Origin of the sequence: Pseudactinotalea sp. (genome assembly GCF_048594945.1) — a bacterium.
Taxonomy (GTDB): domain Bacteria; phylum Actinomycetota; class Actinomycetes; order Actinomycetales; family Beutenbergiaceae; genus Pseudactinotalea.
The window spans coordinates 1-7,127 of record NZ_JBMDXJ010000192.1 but is presented as its reverse complement, the minus strand read 5'-3'; the positions used below and the strand labels follow the sequence as shown (position 1 = coordinate 7,127).

Sequence of the window (7,127 nt, the reverse complement as noted above, 5' to 3'; positions counted from 1 at the left end):
TGGGTTATTCGCCACCGGTGTGTACAACTCCCACGGAACCCGCCAACGGCCCATCCCCCCGCCCAGGGTTTCGGGGCGGGTTCTTGGTCGTTCGACAGACAGTGGGATTTGGGAGGAGCGCCGCGAGCAGCGACGTAGGAGCTGACCGCTGCGCGACGGCGTCCCACCGCTACCGCCCGCCCACCTGCCCGTCGGGTCAGTACGTCCCGGGGCCGGCAGCCTCGCCGCTCACCAGCCCCGCACCTTCCGGATCATCGCGACGCAGTCCGCCACGCTCACCTCCATCGTCCCCACCCGGATCCATACCCTCGGCCGCGGCGCACCGGCGGCGCGAAGGATGACGATCTGCCGATCGACCTTGAGGTCGGGGATCTCGAGCCAGCGATAGAACCGGCGTGGGCCCATCCGTGACTCGATGCCTTCGTCGGTGAGCCGGATCCTGGTGCCGGTCACCCAGGCTGCGAGCACGCCGGTCCACGCACCGAACGCGGCCGTGACGGTGCCGATCGTGCGCGCCGCGGCGTCGTCGACCAGCAGCATCGCCACGCCTCCGCCGACAAGACCTGCCGCCAGCACCCAGGCGAGCACGGTGAGGCTGATCTTCGTCGGCAGCAGCAACTCACCGTCGGCGCCGGCGATCACGCCGAACGGCAAGGCACGCTCCTCCGGTGTGAGGGCGGCGAGGTCGCGTGAGCGCGCGGTGGGGACCCGCCGGTCGAGCATCCGAACCAGCGGGCGCAACGCCACCAGTAGCACGGCCCCGAACGCGACGAACCCGGCGATGGCGAGGTACCAGGGTGCAGGCACGGCACGGGCGACCGCACCACCAGCCGCGACCAGGGCGATGCCGGTGAAGTAGACCGCTGTCCGCAGCGTGCGCAGCCTGCGCGTGCGCGGCATCTGGCTGGCGCGGGGCATGCACCGATCTCAGCGCACCCGCACCGTGGCGTCAACGGCACACCTGCCTACCGGTGACAGGATGGGTGCCGTGTCGGAACCGATCCACGTCGCGGCGGTGGTGCTGCGCGATCCCCAGGGCCGGGTCCTCACGGTCCGCAAGCGTGGCACCACCCGGTTCATGTTTCCCGGTGGCAAGCCCGAACCGGGCGAGGAGATCCGCGAGACCGCCGTGCGCGAGACCGTCGAGGAACTCGGTGTCACGCTGGACCCACAGCGACTGAACCACCTCGGCACCTGGACCACCGCGGCCGCCAACGAGGAGGGTCGCCAGGTCTCCGCCACCGTGTTCACCCATCCCCCGGTCGCGGTCGCTCAGCCGCGGGCCGAGATCGAGGCACTGCGGTGGATCGACCCAGCAGACCGCAGCGACGACCTCGCGCCGCTGCTCCGCGAAGCGGTGCTCCCCGCCCTGCTGACGCCCACGCGTGCCCCCGACGCGCCGGCATGAGCGTGCCGGCGTCAACCGCGTGAGGATCCCAGTGCTCGCGGCATCCGGCGCCCGTTGAGCCACGTGCCGATCCAGGTGCTGCGCACGAGCAGGTCGTAGCTCAGCAGCAGCACCGCGGCCGTGATCGCCCACGTGATGGCGAGCTTGACCGGGATCGGCCAGGCGAGGTCGGCGAGCGCGATCCCGAGCGCTACCAGGATCGGAAGGTGCAGCAGGTAGCTCCAGTAGGAGGCGTCGGCGAGGTAGCGCATCACCCGGTTCTCCCGCGTGAGGTACCGCATGCACACGCCGATGAGGCCGAGCGTCCAGGCCCATCCCGCGAACGCGATCAGAGCAGCCTGGATCATCAGTGGCGCCCCGGTGTCCTCGATCCGAAAGCCCACCACGGCGAGCACCGCTCCTACCGCCAGCTGCACCGGCCAGTGGCCGGCGATCCGATCGAGCGCTCCGGGAGCGGCATGCAGGAACCAACCAACGGCGAACGCGCCGAGGTACGCGGTGAGCGCAGACGGCATCGGCAGGATCGTGGGCGGCGGGTGAATCCCGCCCACGACGGTCTGCTGGAGCAGCAGTCCCGCCAGGTAGGGCAGCGCGGCGAGGACGATGCCGCCCGGAGCGGCGAGCAACGTCCCGATGCGGCGGGCGACCTGTCCGCTGCGTGCCTCCCCGAGTGCCCGCCGGGCGAGTGCGCGGACCGCGAGCGCGATGAACACGCACTGCACCAGCACCACCAGGAACCACAGCTGTCCCGGGCTGGCGAGCATCAACACCTCGGCGATGCCCGGTGAGACGGGCGGCACCGGGCTCAGTGGCTCCACGCCGCGCAGGCTCGCGCCTATCGCCGCCAGGCCGCCGAGCGAGAACACTGCCACGGGCCAGAACACGACGACGGGCAGCCCGATCCGCAGGGCGCGGTCCTTGGCGTACGAGCGCGCGCCGCGCCGCTCGACGATCATGCGGCCGAAGAAGCCGGCCAGCAGCATGAAGAGCACCATCCGGAACAGATGGATCCAGTACGACGTCGCCGTCGCCACGTCGGTGGACTGGGGGTCCGTGATCAGCCACGGCAGTCCGGGGATGAACGGCATCAGCGAGTGCAGCACGATGCCGAGGCCGAGCGCGACAGCCCGCAGCGTGTCCAGGCCATGGAGCCGTGTCGGGCGTCGGACTGTCGGAACGGTTCTGGTGGTCATGTCATCGACGCTAGGAATCGCACGCGACGGCCGCGTCCTGCATCAGGGCGCTCACCTCTCCACCGATCGGTTGACCCCGGCACTCCTCCTCTCGGCCATGGCTGTGCGGGTGCAGCCCGGCGGCCCTACGGTGGTGGGGTGAGCGGTGCGGGTTCGGTGAGCGATGCGGTCCGGCTCCTGGCGCACACCCGGTTCACCGTGCTCACGGGCGCGGGCATCTCGACCGACTCCGGAATCCCCGACTACCGCGGCCCCGACTCCCCACCGCGCAACCCGATGACCTACCAGCAGTTCGTGGGAGACGAGGCGTTCCGCCGTCACTACTGGGCGCGTAACCACATCGGCTGGCGGCACCTGCGCGCCACGCACCCCAACGCCGGGCACCGCGCACTTGCCGGGCTGGAGCGGCGCGGCCTCCTCACGGGGGTGATCACTCAGAACGTCGACCTGCTGCACGAGCAGGCCGGGTCGCGGAACGTCATCGACCTGCACGGCCACTACAACGAGGTCATCTGCCTGCGCTGCGGCACCGTGATCACCCGCCAGCAGATGCACGAGCGGCTGGAACACGCGAACCCGGACTTCGCCGTCGAGGTCGGCGACATCGAGATCGCCCCCGACGCCGATGCCGTGCTCGCCGACACCGCCGGCTTCGTGGTGCCGCCGTGCGAGGTGTGCGGCGGTGTGCTCAAGCCGAACATCGTGTACTTCGGTGAGAACGTCCCCAAGGAGCGGGTCGCCGCTGCGTACGCGATGGTCGACGACGGCGCAGCCCTCCTTGTCGCCGGTAGCTCGCTCGCGGTGATGTCAGGTCTGAGGTTCGTGCGGCACGCACGCAAGGAGGGCAAGCCGGTGGTCATCGTCAACCGTGGCGCCACCCGCGGCGACGATCTCGCCGATCTGCTGGTCGACGACGGCACCTCCGAGTTCCTCGCCGAGCTCGCTGCCTCGCTGCCGGATCTGTAGCGGGCCGCTGCCGAGTGCGCCCTCACGGGTGCCGGTTGGGTGAAGATGGGCCGGTGAACACCACCACCCTCACCGTCGAGGTCGGAACCGGCCCCGTCACCCCCGCGCAGGTCCTTGCCGTTGCCCGAGAGGGTGCCGCCGTCACCCTCACCGCCGAAGCCACCGCCGCGATCGAGCGGGCGCGCGCCGTGGTCGACACCCTCGCCGATGACGCCGTGCCCCACTACGGCATCTCCACCGGCTTCGGCGCGCTCGCGACCCGCCACATCCCGCCGGACAAGCGCGCCGAACTGCAGCGCTCGCTGATCCGCTCGCACGCCGCCTCCTCCGGCCCGCCCGTCGAGCGCGAGGTGGTGCGCGCAATGATGCTGCTGCGGCTGTCCACGCTCGCGACCGGCCACACCGGCGTGCACCTCGCCACCGCGCACCTCCTCGCCGACCTGCTCAGCCACGGCATCACCCCGGTCGTGCGCGAGTACGGCTCCCTCGGTTGCTCGGGCGACCTCGCCCCGCTCTCCCACTGCGCCCTCGCCCTGATGGGCGAGGGTGAGGTCGAGACCGCCGACGGCGTGATTGTCTCCGCGTCGGACGCGCTCGCCCGGGCGGGACTCACCCCGGTCGAGCTGGACGCCAAGGAGGGTCTCGCGCTCATCAACGGCACCGACGGCATGCTCGGGATGCTGCTGATGGCCGCCGCTGATCTGACCGCGCTGCTCAAGGTCGCCGACGTCGCTGCCGCGATGTCGGTCGAGGCCCAGCTCGGCACCGACCGCGTGTTCGCGCCGGAGCTGCAGGCGCTCCGCCCGCACCCCGGTCAGGCGGCGAGCGCCGCGAACCTGACGGCGTTGCTCGCCGACTCCGGCGTGGTCGCCTCGCATCGTGGCCCGGACTGCAACCGGGTCCAGGACGCCTACTCGCTGCGGTGCTCGCCACAGGTGCACGGGGCGGTGCGGGACACGGTCGCGTACGCGCTCACGGTCGCCGAACGGGAGCTGGCCTCGGCGATCGACAACCCGGTGGTGCTGCCCGAGGAGGGGCGTGTGGAGTCGAACGGGAACTTCCACGGAGCACCGGTGGCCTACGTGCTCGACTTCCTCGCGATCGCGGTCGCGGACCTGGCGTCGATGTCCGAGCGCCGCACCGACCGGTTCCTCGACAAGAGCCGCAACCACGGGCTGCCGCCGTTCCTCGCCCACGACCCGGGCGTGGACTCCGGGCTGATGATCGCGCAGTACACGCAGGCCGGCGTGGTCTCGGAGCTGAAGCGGCTCGCGGCCCCGGCGAGCGTCGACTCGATCCCCAGCTCAGCCATGCAGGAGGACCACGTGTCGATGGGCTGGGGCGCTGCGCGCAAGCTGCGCCGCGCCGTCGACGGCCTCACCCGCGTCCTTGCGATCGAGGTGATGACAGCGGCCCGAGCCCTCGACCTACGCAGCCCGCTCCACCCCGCCCCGGCGAGCGCCGCCGTCGTCCAGCTGCTTCGAGAGCACGGGGTCGGGGGCCCGGGCCCTGACAGGTATCTGTCTCCCGAGATCGAGACCACCGACCGGCTGGTGCGGGACGGCGCGGTGCTCGCGGCGGCCGAGGTGCGCGTCGCGCTTCAGTAGCGGATCGCCTCGATCGGGCGGATCCGGACCGCCATGATCGCGGGCACCAGGCCCGCGAGCGCGCCGACGGCCACGGACGCCACGAGGCCGATGACCGCGGCCGAGGCCGGATACCCCGGCTCCACCAGGCCAGGCGGGCGCCACTCGCCGTACAGCAGCTCCAGGAGCGAGATGTTCCGGAGCACCACGACCGAGATCACCACACCGATCAAGCCCGCCAACGCCGTCGCGACGACCGACTCCAGCATCACCGCGAAGAACACGCGCCGCGACGTGGCGCCCAGCGCGCGGCGGACCCCGATCTCCCGGATCCGCTGTCGCAGCGTGACGATGGCGATGTTGACGAGGTTGAGGGCCGAGAGGCCGAGGATCAGCAGCCCAACCCCAGTCACCACCAGGCGGAACGTGGCCAGGTAATCCTCGGTGCCGAACGCGTCCATGCGCCAGACGTCCACGTAATAGGACTGTCCGTCGATCACGCTGAGCTCGGTGGTGAGGCGGTGCTGCAGCTCGTCCGCCAGGGAGGGGTCGATCCAGATCCGGATGTCAGGAAACATGCCCTCGACCTCGTTCGGGTCACCGACCCAGGTCACGTAGGAGTCGTAGAGCATGTACGACTCGGGCATGCCGCTCTGCCACGGATCCGGGTAGGTGCCGATCACCGTGGCCGTGGTGGGGCGTGCACCCTGGATGTCCACGGTGAACGGCCCGGTCCAGGTCTCGTGGCCGAGCATCTGCAGCAGCACGTCGTTGACGATGATCGGCGGCGAGAGCATCTGGTCGTCGTCGCGGGCGAACCAGCGGCCGGCAGCGACCTCGACGCCCGCCACCTCGGCCCAGGTCTGGTCGACCGCCTGCGTGCCGACGTCGGTGAGGAAGCCGTTCGTGACGACCGGGAGCGTGGCGTAGGTCGATCGCGCGGCGCCCTCGACCTGATAACGGTCCACGAACTCGTCGAACGCCGCGGCTGCGGGTCGCAGGTCGGGAATCTCCTCGGTGGCCATCTGCGGGTACAGGTAGAGCTGGAACGTGGCCGGGCGCCCCTGCCCCGCACTGAGCTGCTCGTTGACCCGCTGCATCATCTCCCCGGCCGCGGTCACGCTGGTCATCGCCATCACCGAGACCGCCACGCCCACGAGCGAGAGCAACACCCGGAGCTTGTGAACACGGAGCTCGTCCCACGCCTCGACGAGCGCGCCCAGGATGCCGCTCATGAACTGACCTCGGCGAGCGGCGCGGTCTCCGGCGCGAGCACGCCGTGATCCAGCCGGAGGATGCGGTCCGCCCGCGCCGCCACCGCGCGGTCGTGGGTGATCGTGACCAGCGCGGTGCCGAACTCGTGCGCCTGCTCCTCCAGGAGTGACATCACCGAACCGCCGGTCTCCACGTCGCGGGCGCCGGTGGGCTCGTCCGCGAGGATCACCTGCGGCTGCCGTACCAGGGCGCGGGCGATCGCGACGCGCTGCTGCTCACCGCCGGACAGCTGGTCCGACGTCGACTCCAGCCGGTCCCCCAGCCCGACCCGATCCAGCGCCTGCGCCGCGAGCTCGCTGCGCTGGAAGAACTGCTTGCCGCGCGCGTACAGCAGCGGCGTGGTGACGTTGGCCAGCGCCGTACGGCCCGCGAGCAGGTTGAACTGCTGGAACACGAACCCGAACCTCGCCCCACGCAACCGGGATCGGCGGCGCTCCGAGAGCCTGAGGAGGTCGACGCCGTCGAGCATGTAGGAGCCCGACGACGGCTTGTCCAGCAGCCCCAGCAGGTTCAACAGGGTGGTCTTGCCGGTTCCCGAGCGGCCGACGATCGCGACGTGCTCGCCGGCCTCGACCTCGAGGTCGACGCCCGTGAGGATGTGCAGCTGGCTGCCGTCGGGCAGCCTGACGTGCCTCGCCATGCCCTCCGCGTGCAGGAGCGCCACGGCTCAGCCCTCGGACCCGTCGTCGGCGGTCTCGC

At 71.1% G+C, this 7,127-nt stretch carries 7 protein-coding genes; 3 read left to right on the top strand and 4 right to left on the bottom strand.

Features of this window, described 5'->3' with window-relative positions:
* Nucleotides 1–228: 228 nt before the first annotated feature.
* A complete protein-coding gene (locus ACOJSN_RS08495; protein WP_420112063.1) occupies nt 229–918 on the bottom strand; it encodes a hypothetical protein in 690 nt (229 codons plus the stop codon).
* A gap of 61 nt (nt 919–979) precedes the next feature.
* Between ACOJSN_RS08495 and ACOJSN_RS08490 the strand changes: the two genes are divergently transcribed.
* Entirely contained in the window at nt 980–1,408 is a 429-nt protein-coding gene (locus ACOJSN_RS08490) for an NUDIX hydrolase (protein WP_420112062.1), read from the top strand.
* 11 nt (nt 1,409–1,419) lie between these two features.
* Here ACOJSN_RS08490 and ACOJSN_RS08485 read toward each other — a convergent pair whose 3' ends face one another.
* Nucleotides 1,420–2,601 carry an acyltransferase family protein gene (locus ACOJSN_RS08485; protein ID WP_420112061.1) on the bottom strand — a complete coding sequence of 394 codons (1,182 nt, stop codon included), beginning with the start codon at nt 2,599–2,601 and terminating at the stop codon, nt 1,420–1,422.
* A 138-nt stretch (nt 2,602–2,739) separates the two neighbouring features.
* Between ACOJSN_RS08485 and ACOJSN_RS08480 the strand changes: the two genes are divergently transcribed.
* Nucleotides 2,740–3,567: an NAD-dependent protein deacetylase gene (locus tag ACOJSN_RS08480; RefSeq protein WP_420112060.1), complete on the top strand. Its 828-nt coding sequence runs from the start codon at nt 2,740–2,742 to the stop codon at nt 3,565–3,567.
* A 53-nt stretch (nt 3,568–3,620) separates the two neighbouring features.
* Nucleotides 3,621–5,174: a histidine ammonia-lyase gene (hutH, locus tag ACOJSN_RS08475; protein WP_420112059.1), complete on the top strand. Its 1,554-nt coding sequence runs from the start codon at nt 3,621–3,623 to the stop codon at nt 5,172–5,174.
* Here the strand turns inward: hutH and ACOJSN_RS08470 are convergent.
* Together ACOJSN_RS08470 and ACOJSN_RS08465 are read right to left on the bottom strand one after the other, a co-directional pair.
* Complete coding sequence (locus tag ACOJSN_RS08470) at nt 5,168–6,388, bottom strand: ABC transporter permease (protein WP_420112058.1); 1,221 nt, start codon at nt 6,386–6,388, stop codon at nt 5,168–5,170. The genes hutH and ACOJSN_RS08470 overlap by 7 nt on opposite strands.
* Entirely contained in the window at nt 6,385–7,092 is a 708-nt protein-coding gene (locus tag ACOJSN_RS08465) for an ABC transporter ATP-binding protein (RefSeq protein ID WP_420112057.1), read from the bottom strand. Before ACOJSN_RS08465 ends, ACOJSN_RS08470 begins: the two co-directional genes overlap by 4 nt.
* Nucleotides 7,093–7,127 lie beyond the last annotated feature (35 nt).

Coding starts and splice junctions, on each gene's coding strand:
- ACOJSN_RS08485 (WP_420112061.1), bottom strand. CDS start 2,601: ATGACCACCAGAACCGTTCCGACAGTCCGACGCCCGACACGGCTCCAT.
- ACOJSN_RS08490 (WP_420112062.1), top strand. CDS start 980: ATGGGTGCCGTGTCGGAACCGATCCACGTCGCGGCGGTGGTGCTGCGC.
- ACOJSN_RS08495 (WP_420112063.1), bottom strand. CDS start 918: ATGCCCCGCGCCAGCCAGATGCCGCGCACGCGCAGGCTGCGCACGCTG.
- ACOJSN_RS08470 (WP_420112058.1), bottom strand. CDS start 6,388: ATGAGCGGCATCCTGGGCGCGCTCGTCGAGGCGTGGGACGAGCTCCGT.